At 61.0% G+C, this 20,658-nt stretch carries 20 protein-coding genes; 18 read left to right on the plus strand and 2 right to left on the minus strand.

The annotated features are described in order from the left end of the window. The first annotated feature begins 47 nt into the window (after window positions 1-47). From AACV02_RS21985 to AACV02_RS21995, 3 genes are all read left to right on the plus strand, one after another. Window positions 48-1,379: a dicarboxylate/amino acid:cation symporter gene (locus tag AACV02_RS21985; RefSeq protein ID WP_106576144.1), complete on the plus strand. Its 1,332-nt coding sequence runs from the start codon at window positions 48-50 to the stop codon at window positions 1,377-1,379. A gap of 258 nt (window positions 1,380-1,637) precedes the next feature. Further along, window positions 1,638-2,624, plus strand: a complete 987-nt coding sequence (locus tag AACV02_RS21990; protein ID WP_119741983.1) for an XdhC family protein — start codon at window positions 1,638-1,640, stop codon at window positions 2,622-2,624. Continuing rightward, window positions 2,621-3,211, plus strand: coding sequence for a nucleotidyltransferase family protein (locus AACV02_RS21995; protein WP_106576146.1), 591 nt, complete (start codon window positions 2,621-2,623; stop codon window positions 3,209-3,211). Before AACV02_RS21990 ends, AACV02_RS21995 begins: the two co-directional genes overlap by 4 nt. A gap of 122 nt (window positions 3,212-3,333) precedes the next feature. Here the strand turns inward: AACV02_RS21995 and rne are convergent, their stop codons facing one another. Continuing rightward, window positions 3,334-6,546, minus strand: coding sequence for a ribonuclease E (gene rne / locus AACV02_RS22000; protein WP_372239733.1), 3,213 nt, complete (start codon window positions 6,544-6,546; stop codon window positions 3,334-3,336). 759 nt (window positions 6,547-7,305) lie between these two features. Here rne and rluC point away from each other — a divergent pair. Genes rluC through AACV02_RS22015 form a run of 3 tightly spaced genes read left to right on the plus strand, consistent with a single transcriptional unit; the run spans window position 7,306 to window position 9,919 of the window. Then, on the plus strand, window positions 7,306-8,265 hold the full coding sequence (gene rluC / locus AACV02_RS22005) for a 23S rRNA pseudouridine(955/2504/2580) synthase RluC (protein WP_058427510.1): 960 nt from the start codon (window positions 7,306-7,308) through the stop codon (window positions 8,263-8,265). Then, window positions 8,252-8,914: an HAD-IA family hydrolase gene (locus tag AACV02_RS22010; protein ID WP_119741987.1), complete on the plus strand. Its 663-nt coding sequence runs from the start codon at window positions 8,252-8,254 to the stop codon at window positions 8,912-8,914. The genes rluC and AACV02_RS22010 overlap by 14 nt, the downstream gene beginning before the upstream one ends. Window positions 8,915-8,935: 21 nt before the next feature. After that, window positions 8,936-9,919, plus strand: a complete 984-nt coding sequence (locus AACV02_RS22015; RefSeq protein WP_106576151.1) for a S49 family peptidase — start codon at window positions 8,936-8,938, stop codon at window positions 9,917-9,919. A 130-nt stretch (window positions 9,920-10,049) separates the two neighbouring features. Here AACV02_RS22015 and AACV02_RS22020 read toward each other — a convergent pair whose 3' ends face one another. After that, entirely contained in the window at window positions 10,050-10,628 is a 579-nt protein-coding gene (locus AACV02_RS22020) for a Maf family protein (RefSeq protein WP_119741989.1), read from the minus strand. A gap of 105 nt (window positions 10,629-10,733) precedes the next feature. On the opposite strand from AACV02_RS22020, the gene AACV02_RS22025 reads away from it, so the two are divergent. The 12 genes from AACV02_RS22025 to AACV02_RS22080 all read left to right on the plus strand — a co-directional run bounded on the left by AACV02_RS22025 (window position 10,734) and on the right by AACV02_RS22080 (window position 20,596). After that, window positions 10,734-11,264, plus strand: a complete 531-nt coding sequence (locus AACV02_RS22025; RefSeq protein ID WP_032886799.1) for a YceD family protein — start codon at window positions 10,734-10,736, stop codon at window positions 11,262-11,264. Between the two features lie 13 nt (window positions 11,265-11,277). Beyond that, the gene (gene rpmF, locus AACV02_RS22030) at window positions 11,278-11,460 is read left to right on the plus strand and encodes a 50S ribosomal protein L32 (protein WP_008152339.1); all 183 of its coding nucleotides are present in this window, start codon (window positions 11,278-11,280) and stop codon (window positions 11,458-11,460) included. A gap of 4 nt (window positions 11,461-11,464) precedes the next feature. After that, window positions 11,465-12,475 (plus strand): phosphate acyltransferase PlsX, encoded by a 1,011-nt coding sequence (plsX, locus tag AACV02_RS22035; protein WP_119741991.1) that lies wholly within the window; start codon window positions 11,465-11,467, stop codon window positions 12,473-12,475. Window positions 12,476-12,619: 144 nt separating this feature from the next. After that, window positions 12,620-13,558, plus strand: a complete 939-nt coding sequence (fabD, locus tag AACV02_RS22040) for an ACP S-malonyltransferase (protein ID WP_106576154.1) — start codon at window positions 12,620-12,622, stop codon at window positions 13,556-13,558. A gap of 32 nt (window positions 13,559-13,590) precedes the next feature. Continuing rightward, complete coding sequence (gene fabG, locus AACV02_RS22045; RefSeq protein WP_106576155.1) at window positions 13,591-14,334, plus strand: 3-oxoacyl-ACP reductase FabG; 744 nt, start codon at window positions 13,591-13,593, stop codon at window positions 14,332-14,334. A gap of 191 nt (window positions 14,335-14,525) precedes the next feature. Then, window positions 14,526-14,762, plus strand: a complete 237-nt coding sequence (acpP, locus tag AACV02_RS22050) for an acyl carrier protein (protein ID WP_016973676.1) — start codon at window positions 14,526-14,528, stop codon at window positions 14,760-14,762. Window positions 14,763-14,906: 144 nt separating this feature from the next. Then, window positions 14,907-16,151 carry a beta-ketoacyl-ACP synthase II gene (gene fabF / locus AACV02_RS22055; protein WP_106576156.1) on the plus strand — a complete coding sequence of 415 codons (1,245 nt, stop codon included), beginning with the start codon at window positions 14,907-14,909 and terminating at the stop codon, window positions 16,149-16,151. After that, window positions 16,151-16,966, plus strand: coding sequence for an aminodeoxychorismate lyase (pabC, locus tag AACV02_RS22060; RefSeq protein WP_119741993.1), 816 nt, complete (start codon window positions 16,151-16,153; stop codon window positions 16,964-16,966). The genes fabF and pabC overlap by 1 nt, the downstream gene beginning before the upstream one ends. 1 nt (window position 16,967) lies before the next feature. Next, window positions 16,968-18,113 (plus strand): endolytic transglycosylase MltG, encoded by a 1,146-nt coding sequence (gene mltG / locus AACV02_RS22065; RefSeq protein WP_119741995.1) that lies wholly within the window; start codon window positions 16,968-16,970, stop codon window positions 18,111-18,113. 19 nt (window positions 18,114-18,132) lie between these two features. Continuing rightward, window positions 18,133-18,765, plus strand: coding sequence for a dTMP kinase (gene tmk, locus AACV02_RS22070; RefSeq protein WP_119741997.1), 633 nt, complete (start codon window positions 18,133-18,135; stop codon window positions 18,763-18,765). Continuing rightward, window positions 18,758-19,747: a DNA polymerase III subunit delta' gene (locus AACV02_RS22075; protein WP_106576160.1), complete on the plus strand. Its 990-nt coding sequence runs from the start codon at window positions 18,758-18,760 to the stop codon at window positions 19,745-19,747. The genes tmk and AACV02_RS22075 overlap by 8 nt, the downstream gene beginning before the upstream one ends. 63 nt (window positions 19,748-19,810) lie before the next feature. Further along, the gene (locus tag AACV02_RS22080) at window positions 19,811-20,596 is read left to right on the plus strand and encodes a TatD family hydrolase (protein WP_119741999.1); all 786 of its coding nucleotides are present in this window, start codon (window positions 19,811-19,813) and stop codon (window positions 20,594-20,596) included. The last annotated feature ends 62 nt before the right edge of the window (window positions 20,597-20,658 follow it).

Here is a 20,658-nt window from a genome sequence, read left to right on the forward strand (position 1 = left end):
GGGCAATGGCGGATATTTGCCACACGGTGCGATTGAGGAACTTTGCAATGACGACTCGTCAGCCACTGTACAAATCCCTGTATTTCCAGGTGATCGTTGCAATCGTTATCGGTATTTTGCTCGGTCACTTCTACCCGCAGACCGGCGTGGCGCTCAAGCCACTGGGTGACGGCTTCATCAAGCTGATCAAAATGGTCATCGCCCCGATCATCTTCTGCACCGTTGTCAGCGGCATCGCTGGCATGCAAAGCATGAAATCGGTTGGCAAAACCGGTGGCTACGCGCTGCTGTACTTCGAAGTTGTTTCCACCATCGCCCTGTTGATCGGTCTGGTCGTGGTTAACGTCGTGCAACCGGGCGCCGGCATGCACATCGACGTGGCTACCCTGGACGCCTCCAAAGTCGCGGCCTACGTGACTGCCGGTGCAGACCAGAGCGTGGTTGGCTTCATCCTTAACGTGATCCCGAACACCATCGTCGGCGCTTTCGCCAACGGCGATATCCTGCAAGTGCTGATGTTCTCGGTGATCTTCGGTTTCGCCCTGCACCGCCTGGGTGCCTACGGCAAGCCGGTGCTGGACTTCATCGATCGCTTCGCGCACGTGATGTTCAACATCATCAACATGATCATGAAGCTCGCGCCACTGGGTGCCCTGGGCGCCATGGCGTTCACCATCGGTGCCTACGGTGTAGGCTCGCTGGTTCAGCTGGGTCAGCTGATGATCTGCTTCTACATCACCTGCGTCCTGTTTGTGGTCGTGGTGCTGGGCGCCATCTGCCGCGCACACGGTTTCAGCGTGTTGAAGCTGGTTCGCTACATCCGTGAAGAGCTGTTGATCGTACTGGGGACTTCCTCCTCGGAATCGGCACTGCCACGCATGCTGATCAAGATGGAGCGTCTGGGCGCGAAGAAATCCGTAGTAGGCCTGGTGATTCCGACCGGCTACTCCTTCAACCTCGACGGCACCTCGATCTACCTGACCATGGCGGCCGTGTTCATCGCTCAGGCGACCGACACCCACATGGACATCACCCACCAGATCACCTTGCTGCTGGTGCTGCTGCTGTCCTCCAAAGGCGCTGCAGGCGTGACCGGTTCGGGCTTCATTGTGCTGGCGGCCACCCTGTCGGCTGTTGGCCACCTGCCGGTTGCCGGCCTGGCGCTGATCCTGGGTATCGACCGCTTCATGTCCGAAGCCCGCGCACTGACCAACCTGGTCGGTAACGCCGTTGCCACCATCGTTGTGGCCAAGTGGGTCAAGGAACTGGACACCGACAAGCTGCACAGCGAGCTGGCGTCCGGCGGCACTGGCATCTCCGACACCCGTCCGGAAGATGACCTGGGCGTGGCTGAAGGCCCTGCTCCTGCGGTCAAGTAACATGCCGAAGGCGTGAATCGCGTCAGACGCTCTGCAAACGCCCCGACTTGATCGGGGCGTTTGCGTTTCTGCGGGGTCACTTTTCGGTTCTTTTGATTTACAGTCAGCAATCACTTCATCAAACCGCGATGAGGCGGGTATCTACCGGCGTTTGTTGGCCCTGGCCGGACTATGCTGATGAAACTCGCGCCGGGGTGTCCGCTCTAAAACCCATTAGCCAGCCGCATGTTTGCGCTGCAATCGCTTGCAGGAGTTTCGATGGACAGTGTGGATCTGAATGTCTTGCGCAGCGTGCTCGATTGGCGCCGCGCTGGGCACCGAGTGGTGCTTTACAGCGTGGTCCAGACCTGGGGCAGTGCGCCGCGCCCGCCTGGGGCGATGTTGGCCTTGCGGGGCGACGGTGTCGTGATTGGGTCGGTGTCCGGTGGCTGCATCGAGGATGACTTGATCGCGCGCTTGCAGGACGGTCGCTTGCCGGACGATGCGCCGCCGGTGCAACTGGTGACCTACGGCGTCACCCGGGATGAGGCTGCGCGTTTTGGCTTGCCTTGCGGCGGGACATTACGCCTGACAGAAGAGCGCGTGGACAGCTGGGCTTGGGTCGCCGAATTGCTGGCGCGGTGTGAGGCGCATGAAATCGTTGCGCGCGAGTTGGACCTGGCCACTGGCGCGGTGAACTTGAGCGGTGCGAGCAAGACCGATGCCGTGACCTTCGATGGCGAACGCCTGCGTGCAATCTATGGCCCCCGTTGGCGTTTGTTGCTGATCGGTGCGGGCCAGTTGTCACGCTACGTGGCTGAGATGGCACGGTTGCTGGATTTCGAAGTGCTGATCTGCGACCCGCGTGAAGAATTCGTCTATGGCTGGGAAGAGCAGCACGGCCGCTTTGTGCCGGGCATGCCGGATGAAGCGGTGCTCAATATCCAGACCGATGAACGCACTGCCATCGTCTGTCTGACCCACGATCCACGCCTGGATGACATGGCGCTGCTGACGGCGCTCAATTCCACAGCGTTCTACATTGGCGCCCTTGGTTCGCGGGTCAACAGCCAGAAGCGCCGAGAGAACCTGGCGGCGCTGGGCCTCTCGACGCAAGCCATTGCCCGCTTGCATGGGCCGATCGGTTTGCATATCGGCAGTCATACACCGTCGGAAATTGCGTTGTCGTTGATGGCCGAAATCGTTGCGATCAAGAACGGCGTGGCAACACTGCAGAAAAAGCCGTTGCCGGTAGCGGCCCCATGACGGTTGTCGCGATTGTGCTGGCGGCAGGGCAGGGCAGTCGTTTCCGCGCTGAGGCGGGGCCAGATAAAGACAAGTTGCTGGCCGATTGCGTGGGCCGCGATGGTGTGACACGGCCGGTGATCGAGCAGGTGCTTGTGAATTTGCCTGCGCGTGTTGTAAAGCGCTGGGTGGTGACTTCGCCGGACCGGTTGGAGGTGATTCGCCTGGCACAGGCTTACGGCTGTGAAGTCCTGTTGCTGCATTCCGCCGGCATGGGCGACAGCCTTGCTGCGGTGGTTGCGGCCAGTGGCGCGGCAGACGGCTGGTTGGTGGTATTGGGCGACATGCCGTTTATTCAAGCATCGAGCATCGAGCAGGTGCTGGACGCGCTGCAGGAGGAGGGTATCAGCGTGCCGGTGCATGCGGGAACGTGCGGCCATCCTGTGGCGTTTGGTCGTGCGTTCGGGCCAGGCCTGATGGCGTTGACTGGGGATCGTGGCGCCAAGCCTCTGTTCGCTCAGGCGAAGGTGGCGCAGGTTCACGTCAATGATCCGGGTGTGCTTTGGGATGTGGACCTGCCACAGAGGCTGAATTTTAACGCCGACTGAATGTGGCGGCGGGCTTGCTCGCGAATGCTGGATGTCAGTCAATCTGCGCAGGTCTCAAATCAATCGCCCATAAAAAAGCCCCGCCTGATCACTCAGGCGGGGCTTTTTAGTGGCTGATGGAATCAGACGAGAGGTTTAGGCTCGTGTTCTGCTTCCAAAGCCTTTGGGGCGTGCTCCGCGGCAGCCGGGGCTGGCGCCTCGACTACTTCGGCAGCAGCCGGTGCGGCAGCGGCTGCAGCGGCGGCGGCCTCAGCTTCCTTGCGGCGGCGACGCACTTCACGTGGGTCGTTCGGCGCGCGGCCATTTTCGGTCAGTGCGCTGGCAGGGGCTGCTTCAACCACCGGGGCGGCAACTTCGGCAACCACTGGCGCTTCAACCACTGGCGCAGGCTCGGCAACCACAACCGGAGCGGCTTCAACCACTTCGGCAACCGGTGCTGGCGCTTCTTCTGCCACAGGGGCAGGGGTTGGCGCTTCAACCGGAGCGGCTGGCTCGGCAGTCCACTGGAAGGCGGTCTGTTCTTCGCGAACTTCACGCACTGCCGGGGCGGCCTCTTCGACAGCCGGCGCTTCAACCACGGCTTCAACCGCTGGCTGAGGCTCAACTACCGGTGCAGGCTCGACCGCGGTGACATCCACTGCTGGTTGAGCTTCGCGTACCGGTGCAACTTCCACTTCCGGCACCACTGGGGCTTCGATCGGGGTCGTTGCTTCGACGACTGGAGCTTCAACTACCGGCGTTTGAACTGCCGGGGCCTCAACCACTGGCGCTTCAACCGCTGGCGTTTCAGCGACTGGCGCTTCTACAACAGAGGTGTCTTCGACGGCGGCAGTAGCGCGTTCAGCTTGCTCGTGAGCCTGGGCCTCAGCAGGTGCGCTGATGACCGAGGTGGCCACGGCGGCTGTCACAGCCAGGCCGGCAGCCAGTTCGGCGCCAGTCGGTTCGGCGGTGGCGGCTTCTGCGTTTTCGCCAGACTCTTCCGAGCCTTCGATGACATTGCCGTTGGCGTCACGTTGACGCTCGCGACGGTTGCTGCGACGACGCTGGCCACGGGAGCGGCGACGTGGACGATCGCCTTCGGCGTTGTCCTGGCCGTCTTCCTGCAGTTGCTCTTCGCTCGTCAGCACTTCTTCTTCGCTGGCGGCAGCGGCTTGCTCGGCGCGTGGTTGACGCTCTTCACGCGGTGGGCGCGGCTGGCGCTCTTCACGTGGGGCGCTCTCTTCACGCGGCTGGCGAGCCGGGCGTTCTTCGCTGGCCGCTTCGGCAGCCACGGCTGGAGCTGCGTCCAGTGGCTCGCGCAGTTCACGCACACGTTCTTCACGCTCGCCACGCGGCTTGCGGTCTTCACGAGGGGCGCGTGGGGTACGTGGTGCGCGCTCTTCACGCGGTGCACGTTCTTCACGGGCTACGGCTGGGGTTTCTTCGCGGGCTTCGCGAGGTGCACGCTCTTCACGTGGCGCGCGTTCTTCACGCGGAGCACGTTCCTCGCGAGGCTTGCGCTCTTCATCACGGCGACCGTTGCGGTTACGGCTTTGCTGACGACCGTTGCGACGTTCTTCGTTACGGGCCGGGCGCTCGGTGGCAGGTTTTTCAACCACTACCGGAGCAACTGGCTCTTCCTTGGTGGCGAACAGGCTGACCAGCGACTTCACCAGGCCTTTGAACAGGCTTGGCTCAGGCAGGGCGGCCGGCGCGGCAACCGGGGCGGCTACTTCGGCAGGTACCGGTGCGTTGGCACGAGCCGGTGCGGTCTTCACGGCAGCTTCCTGGCGAACCAGGGTGCGGGTTGCGGCAGCTGGCTGGACTTCTTCCACTTCAGCCGCGGCAGCAGCGATTTCGTAGCTGGACTGGCCGCTGTGTGCTTCCGGGCTGTCATCACGCAGGCGCTGCACTTCGAAGTGCGGCGTTTCGAGGTGATCGTTCGGCAGGATGACGATACGGGCACGGGTACGCAGTTCGATCTTGGTGATCGAGTTGCGTTTTTCGTTGAGCAGGAACGCTGCAACCGGGATCGGCACTTGCGCGCGGACTTCGGCGGTGCGGTCTTTCAGGGCTTCTTCTTCGATCAGGCGCAAGATCGCCAGGGACAGCGATTCAACGTCACGGATGATGCCGGTGCCGTTGCAACGCGGGCAGACGATGCCGCTGCTTTCGCCCAGGGATGGGCGCAGGCGCTGACGGGACATTTCCAGCAGGCCGAAGCGCGAGATGCGGCCGACCTGTACGCGGGCACGGTCAGCTTCCAGGCATTCGCGGACTTTTTCTTCCACGGCGCGCTGGTTCTTGGCCGGGGTCATGTCGATGAAGTCGATCACGATCAGGCCGCCGATGTCACGCAGTCGCAGTTGGCGGGCGATTTCTTCAGCCGCTTCCAGGTTGGTCTGCAGGGCGGTTTCTTCGATGTCGCTGCCTTTGGTCGCACGCGCCGAGTTGATGTCGATGGACACCAGGGCTTCGGTCGGGTCGATCACAATGGAGCCACCGGAAGGCAGTTCGACTACGCGCTGGAAGGCGGTCTCGATCTGGCTTTCGATCTGGAAGCGGTTGAACAGCGGAACGCTGTCTTCGTACAGCTTGATCTTGCTGGCGTACTGCGGCATTACCTGGCGGATGAAGGTCAGGGCTTCGTCCTGGGCTTCAACGCTGTCGATCAGCACTTCGCCGATGTCCTGGCGCAGGTAATCGCGGATGGCGCGGATGATCACGTTGCTTTCCTGGTAGATCAGGAACGGCGCGGAACGATCCAGGGACGCTTCTTTAATAGCGGTCCACAGTTGCAGCAGGTAGTCGAGGTCCCACTGCATTTCTTCGCTGCTGCGGCCAAGGCCGGCAGTGCGCACGATCAGGCCCATGTCGGCTGGTGCAATCAAGCCGTTCAGCGCTTCACGCAGTTCGTTGCGCTCTTCGCCTTCGATGCGACGGGAAATACCGCCGGCACGTGGGTTGTTCGGCATCAGCACCAGGTAACGGCCGGCCAGGCTGATGAAAGTGGTCAGGGCGGCGCCCTTGTTGCCACGTTCTTCTTTTTCGACCTGAACGATGACTTCCTGGCCTTCGCTCAGGACGTCCTTGATGTTCACGCGGCCTTCTGGGGCTTTCTTGAAGTATTCGCGGGAGATTTCTTTGAGGGGCAGGAAGCCGTGGCGCTCGGAGCCGAAATCGACAAAGGCAGCCTCAAGGCTTGGTTCGATGCGAGTAATACGGCCTTTATAGATGTTGGCCTTCTTTTGCTCGCGTGCACCGGATTCGATGTCCAGGTCGTAGAGGCGTTGGCCATCTACCAGTGCAACACGCAACTCTTCGGGTTGAGTTGCGTTAATCAGCATTCTTTTCATGTTGTACCGTCGGTTTCCGGGCTGCCGGAAACGGCGTTCGGCACACACGACTTCTCACGGTCGGTGTCAGGTGCGTCAAGAGTGGTTGGCCACTCCAGTGTCCAGCAATAACGAGCCAATTGGGCCGGTATCGCGACGGACGCGTCCTGCTTGTTAGCGGCGGTGACAAAGGCACCACTTCAACAAAAGCTAAGGTCAGGAGGAGGAATCAACCGGCGACTGTGGACGAGATGAAGCGTCTAAATATAAGCCTAGTGCTACACGGTCCGACGGTTGTGCATCTCCACCCTACACGTATCCCTGATAATTCGGGTGCTGCCGCGCGCAGAATCCGCAGCGGGTTGGCATTTACCGTGTTCTCCAATGGGGAGTCCACGCTCATGGCTAAACAAGACTAGGTGTGGGCGACTGCGCTCTCACTCAGCTCTTAACAGGCGTTGTTTCCGAAGCTTTCGCCATGGTCTGGCTCAAGACTGACTGCACTTTGTGAACTGGCCGTAAATATCGGCGCAGAACGCGAGTATTCACTCTGCTTTCTGCACTCGCTTCAGGCCTCATGTCACCTGCGCCTGTTACAATCTCGAGCCTTCCAAGGTGGCAAAAGCCCCGTAGGACGGCCTCGCGTCCTGATGAATTGCGATGGTCAGGGCCGGCAGTTTGCCGCAAGTCCTCTGTCCAGGCCGCTTTTGGCGGCGTTCGCGACTATAGCAGCAATGATTAAGTGCTTCAATTCCATAAAAAATTGTTATCATCGCCGCCATGACGACTACCGCCCCCCAGACCCCCAGCGTCCAGCTGCTCGAGGTCTCGCCGGAATATGCCGGCCAACGCATCGACAATTTTCTCCTGGCCAGGCTCAAAGGCGTGCCCAAGACCTTGATTTACCGCATCTTGCGTAAAGGCGAAGTGCGCGTGAACAAAGGCCGCATCAAGCCCGAGTACAAGCTGCAGGCGGGCGACATCGTCCGTGTGCCGCCGGTTCGCGTGCCTGAGCGTGACGAGCCCGTGCCGCTGGCCCAGGGCCTGCTGCAGCGCCTTGAGGCTTCAATTGTCTTCGAAGACAGCAAGCTGATCGTGATCAACAAACCGTGCGGCATTGCAGTGCACGGCGGCAGCGGCCTGAATTTCGGCGTGATCGAAGCGTTCCGTCAGTTGCGCCCGGATGCCAAGGAATTGGAGTTGGTCCACCGCCTGGACCGCGACACTTCTGGTCTGCTGATGATCGCCAAAAAACGCAGCATGTTGCGCCACCTGCACACCGCCCTGCGTGGCGATGGTGTCGACAAGCGCTATATGGCGCTGGTGCGTGGCAACTGGGCGAGCTCGATCAAAAGCGTTCGTGCGCCGCTGCAGAAGAGCAACCTGCGCTCCGGCGAGCGTATGGTCGAAGTGGACGAGGAGGGCAAAGAAGCCCTGACCCTGTTCAAAGTGCTGCGCCGTTTCGGTGACTTCGCCACCATGGTCGAGGCCAAGCCGGTGACCGGGCGTACTCACCAGATTCGTGTGCATACCCTGCACGCAGGCCACTGCATCGCCGGCGACACCAAGTACGGCGACGAGGATTTCTCCAAGGAAATTCGCGACCTGGGCGGCAAGCGCCTGTTCCTTCACGCCTACATGCTGACCGTTCCGCTGCCTGACGGCGGTGAGCTGAAGCTGCAGGCGCCGGTCGACGAAATGTGGGCCAAGACCGTGGAGCGTTTGAGTGTCGCACCTTGATTACAAGCTGCTGATCTTTGACTGGGACGGCACCCTGTGCGATTCCATTGGGCGGATCGTGGAATCAATGCACGCAGCTTCAACCCGCTCGGGCTTTGCGTTGTGCACCGATCTCGCGGTCAAAGGCATCATCGGCCTGGGCTTGCCTGAAGCCATCCGTACCTTGTACCCGCAGATCAGTGACGCTGAGCTGGTGACGTTTCGCGACCACTACGCCGACCACTACATCGCGCTGGAGGCCACGCCTTCGCCGCTGTTCGACGGTGTGGTGCAATCGCTTGAGGCCTTTCGTGCCCAGGGTTATCACTTGGCAGTCGCCACCGGCAAAGCCCGTCGCGGGTTGGATCGGGTCCTTAAGGCGCACAACTTCGAAAATTATTTCGACATCACCCGGGCGGCGGATGAAACCGCCAGCAAGCCTCATCCTCTGATGCTTGAGCAGATCCTTGCCCGTTGCGGTGTGTCGCCGCGCCAGGCGTTGATGGTGGGTGACGCCTCCTTCGACCTGATGATGGCGCGCAATGCGGGCATGGACAGTGTGGCGGTCAGCTACGGCGCTCAGGCTGCCGAGACCTTGCAGCAGTACGAGCCGAGGCTGACGATTGATCATTTTTCCGAACTGCAGGCCTGGCTCAGCCGGGCCCAATAAGTCTTTGCTGGGGTTAATGGCATGAGTGACGAGTGGAAGGCGCCGGAAAAGGCGGATAGCAGTGATGATAAAAGCTGGAAGCTGCTGGAGAAGACTCTCCTGGCCAGCGTTCAGGAGCAGCGCCGTGCGCGGCGTTGGGGGATTTTCTTCAAGCTGCTGACCTTTATCTGGCTGCTCGCGATGCTGGTGCTGTTCAGTCCACTGATGGACATGGAAAAAAGCGCCACCCGCGGCAGCAATTACACCGCCTTGATCGAAGTGCGTGGCGTGATCGCCGACAAAGAGTCCGCCAGCGCCGACAACATTGTCAGCAGCCTGCGCGCGGCGTTTGAAGACCCGAAGGTCAAGGGCGTGATCCTGCGCATCAACAGCCCAGGTGGCAGCCCGGTGCAGTCGGGTTATGTGTATGACGAAATTCGCCGTCTGCGCGGCCTGCACCCGGATATCAAGTTGTATGCGGTGATTTCCGACCTGGGCGCCTCGGGCGCCTATTACATCGCCAGCGCCGCTGACCAGATCTACGCCGACAAGGCCAGCCTGGTCGGCTCCATTGGCGTGACGGCGGCCGGTTACGGCTTCGTCGGCACCATGGAGAAGCTGGGGGTTGAGCGTCGCACTTACACCTCGGGTGAGCACAAAGCGTTCCTCGACCCGTTCCAGCCGCAAAAAGCCGATGAGACTCAGTTCTGGCAGGGCGTGCTCGATACCACTCACCGTCAGTTCATTGCCAGCGTGAAGCAGGGGCGTGGCGATCGTCTGAAGGACAAAGACCATCCGGAGCTGTTCTCCGGGCTGGTGTGGTCGGGTGAGCAGGCGTTGCCGCTGGGCTTGATCGATGGGCTGGGCAGTGCCAGTTCGGTGGCGCGGGATGTGATTGGCGAGAAGGAATTGGTGGATTTCACCGTTGAGGAATCGCCGTTTGATCGCTTCTCCAAGAAACTGGGCGCCAGCGTGGCCGAGAAGCTGGCGATGTACATGGGCTTCCAGGGCCCGACGCTGCGCTGATACCTCGAAAGCGACAGGGTTCAACATGTGGGAGCTGGCTGGCCCGCGATAGCGTCATCTCGGTGCGACTGATGTTCCGAGGTGTCTGCATCGCAGGCAAGCCCGCTCCCACATTGGTTTTGTGCTGGGCTTAAGGGATGTGCACGCCTTCAGCCAGCAGCATATCCACCAGGCGAATCAGTGGCAGGCCGATCAGGCTGGTCGCATCCGGCCCTTCGGTGCTTTGGAACAAGCTCACGCCCAGCCCTTCGGCCTTGAAGCTGCCGGCGCAGTCATAAGGTTGCTCGATCCGAAGGTAGCGCTCGATGCGTTCAGCGCTCAGTTCGCGCATGTGCACCGTAAACGGTACGCAGTCGACCTGGCAGTGCCCGGTCTGGCTGTTCAGCAGCGCCAGCCCGGTAAGGAAGCTGACTCGCTTGCCGCTCGCTGCCAGCAGTTGTGCGCGCGCGTTCTCGAAGGTATGGGGCTTGCCGATGATGCGGCCTTCCAGAGCGGCGACCTGATCGGAACCAATGATCAAATGCCCTGGATGGCTGCTGGCGAGGGCGCGAGCTTTCTGTTCGGCCAGGCGCTTGACCAGCTCGATGGCGGATTCATTTTCACGGTGGCTTTCGTCGATATCCGGCGAGCTGCAGATGAACGGCAGGTGCAGGCGGCTCAGCAATTCCCGGCGATAAACCGAGCTGGATGCAAGTAATAAAGGCAGCATAGGCGTCTCCTAAGAGCAGCCGGGGATTCTAGCGGGGTGACCGGCTGACGCACAGGGCTGAATTTCCTTTGACATGGCTGGGTGCATCCCTATAATGCTGCGCCTATGTTGAATGACCCGATTCCACCTCACGTTGACCCGCGCAAATTGGCAGATCGTGGCACTTCCCTTCAAGGTGAATTGCTGCTGGCCGATTTGGAGAGACTCTGCGACCCGCTTTCCGACACTGTCGGTACGGTGCAGGCCAAATTTGTTTTTGAACGAGATGAACGTAAGTCTGTGGTAATCCACAGTTTTATCGACACCGAAGTCAAAATGGTTTGCCAGCGTTGTCTTGAGCTGGTCACCCTGCCGATTCACAGCGAATGCAGTTACGCTGTGGTGAAGGAGGGTGCGAATACCCAGTCGTTGCCGAAAGGTTATGACGTGCTGGAACTGGGCGAAGATCCTTTGGATCTGCATGCACTGATCGAGGAGGAGCTTTTGCTCGCCTTGCCCATTGTGCCTGCTCATCATCCGGAAGAATGCCAGCAGCCGGAGGGTCTCGATGACGAGGCCGAGCCGAGCGAGGACGAGGTAACGCGGTCCAACCCGTTCAGTGTATTGGCGCAGTTAAAGCGTGACCCAAACGTTTAGGAGTTAATCAATTATGGCTGTTCAGCAGAACAAAAAATCCCGCTCTGCCCGTGACATGCGTCGTTCGCACGATGCCCTGACGGCAAGCACTCTGTCTGTAGAAAAAACCACCGGTGAAATTCACCTGCGTCACCACGTATCGCCAGAAGGCGTATACCGTGGTCGTAAAGTGATCGACAAGGGCGCTGACGAGTAATCACTTGTCTGCTCAAGTCATCGCGATTGACGCAATGGGCGGGGACTTCGGTCCCCGCAGCATTGTTCAGGCTTGCATTGCCAGCCTGTCTGCTACGCCCTCGCTGCACCTGACCCTCGTCGGTCAACCCTCCCTTCTTGAAGAATTGATTGCCAGCCATCCGGCAGTGGATCGCGCGCGCCTGACGATTACGCCAGCCAGCGAAACCATCAGCATGGATGACAAGCCGGCGGCAGCCCTGCGTGGCAAGCCCGACTCTTCGATGCGGGTGGCCCTTGAGCTGTTGCGTGATACCAAGGTGCAAGCCTGTGTCAGTGCCGGCAATACCGGAGCCTTGATGGCGTTGTCGCGGCATGTGCTCAAGACACTGCCCGGAATCGATCGCCCGGCGATGGTCGCGGCCATCCCTACGCAAGAAGGCTACTGCCAGTTGCTGGACCTGGGCGCGAACGTCGATTGCAGTGCCGAGCACCTGTTCCAGTTCGCGGTGATGGGCTCGGTGGCCGCTGAGGCGTTGGGCGTGACTCGGCCGCGGGTGGCGTTGCTGAATATCGGCACTGAAGACATCAAAGGCAATCAGCAGGTCAAGCTCGCCGCCACCTTGCTGCAAAATGCGCGAGGGGTGAACTACATCGGCTTCGTCGAAGGTGACGGTGTGTACCGTGGCGAAGCCGACGTGGTGGTATGCGACGGGTTTGTCGGCAATATCCTGCTCAAGTCCAGCGAAGGCCTGGCAACCATGATCGCTACGCGTATCGAGGCCTTGTTCAAGCAGAACCTGGCCTCGCGCATGGTCGGCGCCCTGGCGTTGCCGTTGATGCGCCGCTTGCAGGCCGATCTGGCACCGGCGCGGCACAACGGTGCGAGCTTTCTGGGGTTGCAGGGCATTGTGGTGAAAAGCCATGGCTCGGCGGGGGTGCAAGGTTTTCAAAGTGCGATTGCGCGGGCGCTGATCGAGATCCAGGAAAACCTGCCGCAACGTTTGCACGGCCGTCTTGAGGACTTGTTGCCTTAGGCGAATCGGCCCGGGAATGCTTAAATGTGACCGGCCAGTTCAATTGACCATCCAATCTGTCAGTTTCGTGCGCTCCCACCCGGGGATTCATCTCAAAATCGGGAGCGTTCATTTTTGACGACCAGATCATTAGGGGCTTGTTACATGTCTACATCCCTCGCATTCGTCTTTCCAGGGCAGGGTTCGCAGTCCCTCGGCATGTTGGCCGAGCTGGGCGCGCAACATCCGTTGATCCTGGACACCTTCAAGGAAGCTTCCGACGCCCTGGGTTACGACCTGTGGGCGCTGACCCAGCAAGGGCCGGAAGAGCAACTCAATCAAACCGATAAAACCCAGCCGGCGATCCTCACCGCGTCGATCGCGCTGTGGCGCCTCTGGCTGGCTGAAGGCGGCGCGCGCCCGGCTTACGTGGCCGGTCACAGCCTGGGCGAATACAGCGCCCTGGTGGCGGCGGGCAGCCTGACCCTGGGCGAAGCGGTCAAGTTGGTCGAGCGTCGTGGTCAACTGATGCAAGAAGCCGTTCCGGCCGGACAGGGCGGCATGGCCGCTATCCTGGGTCTGGACGACGCCGTGGTGATCCAAGCCTGTGCCGAAGCGGCCGAGGGCGAGGTCGTCAGCGCAGTGAACTTCAATTCCCCTGGCCAGGTGGTGATCGCCGGTGCCAAGGCTGCCGTTGAACGTGCCATCGAGGGTTGCAAGGCCCGAGGCGCCAAGCGCGCCTTGCCATTGCCGGTCAGCGTGCCGTCCCACTGTGAGCTGATGCGCCCGGCTGCCGAGCGGTTTGCCGAGTCCATCGCCGCCATCAACTGGCAGGCGCCGCAGATTCCGCTGGTGCAGAACGTCAGTGCGGCCGTTGCCGCCGACCTCGAGACCCTCAAGCGCGACCTGCTGGAGCAACTCTACAAGCCTGTGCGCTGGGTTGAGTCGGTTCAGACCCTGGCGGCCAAAGGTGCCACCGAGCTTGTCGAGTGCGGCCCGGGCAAAGTCCTGGCTGGCCTGAACAAGCGCTGCGCCGAGGGCGTCTCGACTGCCAACCTCAATACCCCGGATGCCTTCGCTGCCGCCCGCGCGGCACTGGCCTGAATCCCTGATCCCCGAACTTAGGAGAAGCTTGCATGAGTCTGCAAGGTAAAGTTGCACTGGTTACCGGCGCGAGCCGTGGCATTGGCCAGGCGATCGCCCTGGAACTGGGCCGTCAGGGCGCCGTAGTCATCGGCACCGCGACATCCGCCTCGGGTGCCGAGCGTATCGCCGCCACCTTGAAGGAAAACGGCGTTCAGGGCACTGGCCTTGAGCTGAACGTGACCAACGATGAGTCGGTTGCCGCTGTGCTGGCTCAAATCACTGCACAATTTGGCGCACCGGCTATTCTGGTGAACAACGCCGGTATCACCCGCGACAACCTGATGATGCGCATGAAAGACGACGAGTGGTACGACGTGGTCGATACCAACTTGAACAGTCTGTTTCGCCTGTCCAAGGGTGTTTTGCGTGGCATGACCAAGGCGCGTTGGGGCCGAATTATCAATATTGGCTCCGTAGTGGGTGCCATGGGCAACGCAGGCCAAGTAAACTACGCGGCGGCCAAAGCCGGTCTGGAAGGTTTCAGCCGTGCATTGGCGCGTGAAGTCGGTTCGCGGTCGATTACGGTCAACTCGGTGGCCCCTGGGTTCATCGACACCGATATGACCCGCGAACTGCCGGAAGCACAGCGTGAAGCGTTGCTGACGCAGATTCCGCTGGGCCGTCTGGGCCAGGCTCAAGAGATCGCAAATGTGGTCACTTTCCTGGCATCCGACGGTGCGGCATACGTGACTGGGGCTACAATCCCGGTGAACGGCGGGATGTACATGAGTTAAATTGTGACGGATCGCTTCAAAAAATGTCATACGAGCTGTCTAAAATCCGTTATAAAGCTGCAACTTAATTTATAGGCTGGTGGCCGACCGGGTACAGGGTGAAGCTTTCAGTTGAAAAGCTGAAATGGCTTTCTATACACTTACCCACTGGCCAGCTGCCTGAATTTGTCCATTAGGAGTGAAAACAAGGTATGAGCACCATCGAAGAGCGCGTCAAGAAAATCGTTGCCGAGCAACTGGGCGTTAAAGAAGAAGAAGTGACCAATTCCGCTTCCTTCGTTGAAGACCTGGGTGCCGACTCCCTTGACACCGTTGAGCTGGTGATGGCTCTGGAAGAGGAATTCGAGACCGAAATCCCGGACGAAGAAGCTGAAAAAATCACTACTGTTCAAGCTGCTATCGACTACGTTACTGCCCACCAGGCGTAATAGTTTGTAGTCGTCGCTTGCTGTTAGGGAAAAACCGCACTGCTGTAACGGCGTGCGGTTTTTTCTTTAGCTCTGATGAAACTTCAGCGCTGATAAAATGCGTGCTGAAGCGAAGTGTCGCCATCAAGAAAAAAGGAGAGTGCTGTGTCGCGTAGACGCGTCGTAGTCACCGGTATGGGTATGTTGTCGCCACTGGGTACGGATGTGCCAAGCAGTTGGCAGGGCATTCTGGCTGGCCACAGTGGTATCGGTCTGATAGAGCACACGGACCTTTCTGCCTATTCCACCCGTTTTGGCGGCTCGGTAAAGGGCTTCAATGTCGAGGAATATCTCTCGATCAAAGAGTCCCGCAAACTCGACCTGTTCATTCAGTACGGCCTGGCAGCCGGTTTTCAGGCGGTGCGTAACGCCGGCCTGGAAGTCACCGACGCCAACCGTGACCGCATCGGCGTGGCCATGGGTTCGGGTATTGGCGGTTTGACCAATATCGAAGAAACCAGCCGCACGCTGCACGATTCCGGCCCCCGTCGAATTTCACCATTCTTCGTACCGGGCTCGATCATCAATATGATTTCCGGTTTCCTGTCCATCCACTTGGGTGCGCAGGGGCCTAACTACGCCATTGCTACGGCGTGCACCACGGGCACTCACTGCATCGGCATGGCGGCGCGCAACATCGCCTATGACGAGGCGGACGTGATGATCGCCGGTGGCGCCGAGATGGCCGCCTGCGGACTGGGCATGGGCGGCTTCGGCGCGTCCCGTGCGCTTTCCACGCGCAATGACGAACCGACCCGTGCCAGCCGTCCGTGGGACAAGGGCCGTGACGGTTTTGTACTGTCTGACGGCGCCGGTGCCCTGGTACTGGAAGAGTTGGAGCACGCTAAAGCGCGTGGCGCCACCATCTACGCCGAGCTGATCGGCTTTGGCATGAGCGGCGATGCGTATCACATGACGTCGCCACCGTCTGACGGTGCCGGCGCTGCGCGTTGCATCACCAACGCGTTGCGCGACGCGAAGGTGAATCCCGACCAGGTGCAGTACATCAATGCCCACGGCACCTCGACCCCGGCCGGCGACCTGGCGGAAGCCGAAGCCATCAAGTCGGTGTTTGGCGAGCACGCCTACAAGCTGGCGGTCAGCTCCACCAAGTCCATGACCGGCCACCTGTTGGGTGCGGCGGGCGCGGTCGAGGCGATTTTCAGCGTGATGGCCATCAAGGATCAGGTCGCTCCGCCGACCATCAACCTTGATGAGCCGGACGAAGGCTGCGACCTGAACTTCGTGCCTCACGAAGCCCAGCCGATGCCAATTGACGTGGTGATCTCCAACTCCTTCGGGTTTGGTGGCACCAACGGCTCCCTGGTGTTCCGCCGGTTCGCCGAGTGATGCACAGCTGGGTCGACGGTCAGCCAGCGGACAGCGTGCCCCTGAAAGATCGCGGCCTGGCGTACGGTGATGGGCTGTTTGAAACCATCGCCGTCAAGGCCGGGCAGCCCGTGCTGCTCGACCGCCACCTGCAACGCCTTGAGGACGGTTGCCGGCGCCTTGCGTTGATCACGGATCACGCACTGATCCGCAATGAAGTCTTGGCTTACGCCGCCGCTCTTGGCGACGCAGTGCTCAAGTTGATCCTCACCCGCGGCGACAGCCAGCGCGGTTATGGCATCAACCCAGGCGCCCCGGTGCGCCGTATCTTGCAGGGCAATCCGCCCGCTACCTATCCCCACGCTCACGCAACCGACGGCATCCGCCTGTTTGCGTGCGCTACCCGTTTGGCGGAGCAGCCGTTGCTTGCCGGGCTCAAGCACCTTAATCGTCTGGAACAAGTGATCGCCCGCGCCGAGTGGCAGGATGCCGAGCATGCCGAAGGCTTAATGCTGGATATGTCTGGTCGCGTTATCGAGGGCGTGTTCAGCAACCTGTTCGTGGTGCGCAATGGCGTGTTACTGACCGCTGATCTGAATCGTTGTGGCGTTGCCGGGGTCATGCGCGCCGAGATTCTGGCCCAGGCGCACGCACTGGGTATCCCGCTGGCCGTGGCCGACATCAGCCTTGAGCAGTTACAGCAGGCCGATGAAGTCTTCGTGTGCAACAGCGTTTATGGCATTTGGCCGGTGCGCAGTTGCGCTGCGATGAGCTGGTCGGTTGGGCCGCTCACCCGTAAACTGCAGGGCATTGTTCGCGCGCTATTGGATATTTGAGTTGATACGAAAACTGGTTTTACTGCTGCAGATCGGCCTGGTCTCGGCAGGCTTGCTGCTGGGCTTCTCGGCCTGGAAGCTCGATTCTGCCCTGAAGCAGCCCCTGAATCTGACCCAGGAACAATTGCTCGATGTGCCTGCCGGGTCGACCCCGACGGGCACCTTCAATCGCCTCGAAGCCGAGGGCGTGCTGGATGATGCTTTCTGGTTGCGCCTGTACTGGCGCTTCAACCTCGACGGCCAGCCATTGCACAGCGGCGAATACCGCATGACTCCAGGCCTCACCGCCGAAGGCTTGATCGGCCTGTGGCAGCGCGGCGAAGTGGTGCAATACAGCCTGACACTGGTCGAAGGCTGGAACTTCCGTCAGGTGCGTTCGGCCCTGGCCAAGCATGAAAAGATCGTGCAGACCCTGTCGGGCCTGAGTGACAGTGAAGTGATGGACAAGCTGGGTCACCCCGGCGTATTCCCCGAAGGGCGGTTCTTTCCTGACACTTACCGCTTCGTGCGCGGCATGACCGACGTCGAGTTCCTCAAAAAAGCCTATAACCGTCTGGATGATGTACTGGCCCAGGAGTGGAGCAAACGCGCTGCCGATGCGCCCTACACCGACCCTTACCAAGCGCTGATCATGGCTTCGCTGGTCGAGAAGGAGACCGGCGTGCCGGAAGAGCGCGGGCAAATCGCCGGTGTGTTCGTGCGGCGCATGAAGATCGGCATGCTGCTGCAAACCGACCCGACAGTGATTTACGGCCTGGGCGAGCGCTACAACGGCAAGTTGACCCGTGCGCATCTCAAGGAAGCCAACCCTTACAACACCTACCTGATTGCCGGCCTGCCGCCGACACCGATCGCGATGGTCGGCCGCGAGGCGATTCATGCTGCGTTGAACCCGGTGCCGGGCAGCAGCCTGTATTTCGTCGCCCGTGGCGATGGCAGCCATATTTTCTCCGATGACCTGGATGCGCATAATGCCGCCGTGCGCGAGTTTCAGCTCAAGCGCCGTGCCGATTACCGTTCCAGCCCCGCGCCGGCGGTGAAACCGCTGGAAGACGCGGCGCCACCTGCCGATACGCCGATTGAAGCGCCGGTTGAAAAGCCTGTCGAGGCTGCGCCGGATACCGCCACGCCGCAAAGCCCGCAATGACTCTGACTAAGGACTGCCTGTGACTGGCTTGTTTATTACCCTGGAAGGCCCGGAAGGCGCCGGCAAAAGCACCAACCGCGATTACCTGGCCGAACGCCTGCGCTCGGAGGGCATCGAGGTGGTATTGACCCGCGAGCCCGGCGGCACGCCACTCGCCGAGCGCATCCGTGAAGTATTGCTGGCCCCGGGTGAAGAACCGATGAACGCGGACACCGAGCTGCTGCTGGTGTTTGCTGCACGCGCTCAGCATCTGGCCGAGGTGATTCGCCCAGCCCTCGCGCGTGGCGCAGTGGTGATTTGCGACCGTTTTACCGATTCGACCTACGCCTACCAGGGCGGCGGGCGCGGCTTGTGCCTGGCGCGTATCGCTACGTTGGAAACTTTCGTTCAGGGCGATTTGCGTCCGGACCTGACCCTGCTGTTCGATCTGCCGGTGGAGGTGGGAATGGCCCGCGCCAGTGCCCGGGGTCGTCTGGACCGTTTCGAGCTCGAAGGCCACGTGTTTTTCGATGCGGTGCGCAGTGCATTCCTGCTACGCGCCAAGGCGGAGCCCGCGCGCTACCACCTGCTGGACGCGGCTCAGCCGCTGACGCAGGTACAGCAAGCCATCGACGCCTTGGTGCCGACGCTGCTGGAGCGCGCCCGTGGCTGAGGCCTATCCGTGGCAGGACAGCCTCTGGCAGCAACTGGCCGGGCGTGCCCAGCATGCGCACGCCTATTTGCTGCATGGGCCAGCGGGCATCGGCAAGCGTGCGTTGGCCGAGCGCTTGATGGCCAGCCTGTTATGCCAGCGCCCGGTCAATCTGGAGGCTTGCGGTGAGTGCAAATCCTGCCTGCTGCTCAAAGCCGGCAGCCACCCCGACAATTACCTGCTGGAGCCTGAGGAAGCCGACAAGGCGATCAAGGTCGACCAGGTGCGTGACCTCGTCAGCTTCGTGGTGCAGACCGCGCAGATGGGCGGGCGCAAAGTGGTGCTGATCGAGCCGGTGGAGGCGATGAACATCAACGCCGCCAACGCCTTGCTCAAGAGCCTGGAAGAGCCGTCGGGCGATACGGTGCTGTTGCTGGTGAGTCACCAGTCCAGCCGCCTGTTGCCGACCATTCGCAGTCGTTGTGTGCAGCAGGCCTGTCCACTGCCGAGTGAAGCGATGAGCCTGCAGTGGCTGGCGCAGGCGCTGCCCGAGTGCGGCGAAGACGAACGCGTCGAGTTGCTGACCCTGGCCGCGGGTTCTCCCTTGGCGGCCGTCAAGCTGCACGCCCAGGGCGTGCGTGAGCAACGTGCACTGGTGGTCGATGGCGTGAAGAAGCTGCTCAAGCAGGAGCTGTCCGCGACGCAACTGGCCGAAAGCGCCTGGAAGGATATTCCGTTATTGCTGCTGTTCGACTGGTTCTGTGACTGGTCGAGCCTCATCCTGCGCTACCAGTTGACCCAGGATGAAACCGGCCTGGGCCTGCCGGACATGCGCAAAGTGGTGCAGTACCTGGCGCAGAAAAGCGCGCAGGACAAGGTGCTGAATATCCAGGACTGGATTCTGGCCCAGCGCCAGAAGGTGCTCGGCAAAGCCAACCTCAACCGCGTGCTGTTACTCGAAGCACTGCTGGTGCAGTGGGTCGGCTTGCTCGGCCGGCGTTAATTTCCGCGGCCGACGGGTGTATCGTCGGCCAGACACTTTCCGTGACTCAAGTTGTAAATTCCTATGCTCGTAGATTCCCATTGCCACCTTGATCGCCTCGACCTTGCCCAACATGGTGGCTCCCTCGACGCTGCCCTTGAAGCTGCGCGCCAGCGTGGAGTAGGGCACTTCCTGTGCATTGGTGTCAGCGCTGAAAATGCCGCCGACGTCAAAGCGCTGGCTGATCGTTACGCCGATGTCGATTGTTCGGTGGGCATCCACCCGCTGGACCTCAAGCCCGGCGAAGCCCCCGCCCTCGATTGGCTGCTGGGCGAACTCAATCACCCACGCGTGGTGGCGATTGGCGAAACCGGCCTGGATTACCACTACGAACCCGAGGCCGCTGAGTTGCAGCAGGCGTCGTTCCGCCTGCACCTGCAGGCCGCCCGGCAAACCGGCAAGCCGGTGATCGTTCACACCCGTGGCGCCCGCGCAGACACCCTGACGCTGCTGCGCGAGGCTGCGTTGCCCCAGGCCGGCGTGCTGCATTGCTTCACCGAAGACTGGGACATGGCCAAGGCCGCACTGGACCTGGGCTTTTATATTTCCCTGTCGGGCATCGTCACCTTCCGCAATGCCGACGCCCTGCGCGATGTGGCGCGCCAAGTGCCGGCCGATCGCCTGCTGGTGGAAACCGATTCGCCGTATCTGGCGCCCATCCCCCATCGTGGCAAGCCGAACCTGCCGGAATACGTGCGCGATGTGGCGGATTACCTGGCAATGCTGCGGGGTGAGTCGTACGAACGCTTCGCCGAGCAGACCACCGAAAACTTCAAGCGCCTGTTCCCGCTGGCCCACGTCGCCGGCTGATGGGGCCAAATTGCAGGCAAAAAAAACCCGGGTTCTGGGGGGTGAATCCGGGCTAAGACCAT

This window comes from Pseudomonas sp. Larv2_ips, from assembly GCF_963879675.1.
In the GTDB taxonomy this organism is placed as follows: domain Bacteria; phylum Pseudomonadota; class Gammaproteobacteria; order Pseudomonadales; family Pseudomonadaceae; genus Aquipseudomonas.

Coding starts and splice junctions, on each gene's coding strand:
- rluC (WP_058427510.1), top strand. CDS start 7,306: ATGACGACTACCGCCCCCCAGACCCCCAGCGTCCAGCTGCTCGAGGTC.
- pabC (WP_119741993.1), top strand. CDS start 16,151: ATGCACAGCTGGGTCGACGGTCAGCCAGCGGACAGCGTGCCCCTGAAA.
- acpP (WP_016973676.1), top strand. CDS start 14,526: ATGAGCACCATCGAAGAGCGCGTCAAGAAAATCGTTGCCGAGCAACTG.
- rpmF (WP_008152339.1), top strand. CDS start 11,278: ATGGCTGTTCAGCAGAACAAAAAATCCCGCTCTGCCCGTGACATGCGT.
- rne (WP_372239733.1), bottom strand. CDS start 6,546: ATGAAAAGAATGCTGATTAACGCAACTCAACCCGAAGAGTTGCGTGTT.
- AACV02_RS21985 (WP_106576144.1), top strand. CDS start 48: ATGACGACTCGTCAGCCACTGTACAAATCCCTGTATTTCCAGGTGATC.
- AACV02_RS21990 (WP_119741983.1), top strand. CDS start 1,638: ATGGACAGTGTGGATCTGAATGTCTTGCGCAGCGTGCTCGATTGGCGC.
- AACV02_RS22080 (WP_119741999.1), top strand. CDS start 19,811: ATGCTCGTAGATTCCCATTGCCACCTTGATCGCCTCGACCTTGCCCAA.
- AACV02_RS22015 (WP_106576151.1), top strand. CDS start 8,936: ATGAGTGACGAGTGGAAGGCGCCGGAAAAGGCGGATAGCAGTGATGAT.
- AACV02_RS22020 (WP_119741989.1), bottom strand. CDS start 10,628: ATGCTGCCTTTATTACTTGCATCCAGCTCGGTTTATCGCCGGGAATTG.
- fabG (WP_106576155.1), top strand. CDS start 13,591: ATGAGTCTGCAAGGTAAAGTTGCACTGGTTACCGGCGCGAGCCGTGGC.
- AACV02_RS21995 (WP_106576146.1), top strand. CDS start 2,621: ATGACGGTTGTCGCGATTGTGCTGGCGGCAGGGCAGGGCAGTCGTTTC.
- fabD (WP_106576154.1), top strand. CDS start 12,620: ATGTCTACATCCCTCGCATTCGTCTTTCCAGGGCAGGGTTCGCAGTCC.
- AACV02_RS22025 (WP_032886799.1), top strand. CDS start 10,734: ATGTTGAATGACCCGATTCCACCTCACGTTGACCCGCGCAAATTGGCA.